The sequence below is a fragment of the Macrococcus bovicus genome (genome assembly GCF_004359575.1).
In the GTDB taxonomy this organism is placed as follows: domain Bacteria; phylum Bacillota; class Bacilli; order Staphylococcales; family Staphylococcaceae; genus Macrococcus; species Macrococcus bovicus.
Map to the genome: position 1 here is coordinate 1 of NZ_SCWF01000027.1, position 494 is coordinate 494.

At 43.9% G+C, this 494-nt stretch carries 2 tRNA genes and 1 rRNA gene; all 3 read left to right on the forward strand.

Annotated features, from left to right (window positions below):
* Positions 1–100: ribosomal RNA gene (locus tag ERX55_RS11235) — 16S ribosomal RNA — on the forward strand; the annotation flags it as partial.
* 88 nt (positions 101–188) lie between these two features.
* Positions 189–265: transfer RNA gene (locus ERX55_RS11240), tRNA-Ile, on the forward strand.
* A 23-nt stretch (positions 266–288) separates the two neighbouring features.
* Positions 289–364 (forward strand) — tRNA-Ala (locus ERX55_RS11245).
* Positions 365–494 lie beyond the last annotated feature (130 nt).

Consider the following 494-nt stretch of genomic DNA (forward strand, 5'->3'; position numbering starts at 1 on the left):
TAACCTTTACAGGAGCTAGCCGTCGAAGGTGGGACAGATGATTGGGGTGAAGTCGTAACAAGGTAGCCGTATCGGAAGGTGCGGCTGGATCACCTCCTTTCTAAGGATAATACGGAAAAGGAATATTGATTCCTTCGGAATAGCGTCTGACATATTGTATTCAGTTTTGAATGTTCATTCATTCAAATGGGCCTATAGCTCAGCTGGTTAGAGCGCACGCCTGATAAGCGTGAGGTCGATGGTTCGAGTCCATTTAGGCCCACCATTGATAGTTTAATATACCTTTTTGGGGGCTTAGCTCAGCTGGGAGAGCGCCTGCTTTGCACGCAGGAGGTCAGCGGTTCGATCCCGCTAGTCTCCACCATTTAAAATTGTACTTTGAAAACTAGATAAAGCAAGAAGAAAAAGATTTTACCAAGCAAAACCGAGTGAGTTCATTGATTGAATTCTCAAAAAAATCGCGCGTCTGTATTCATACAGACATCACATTATTA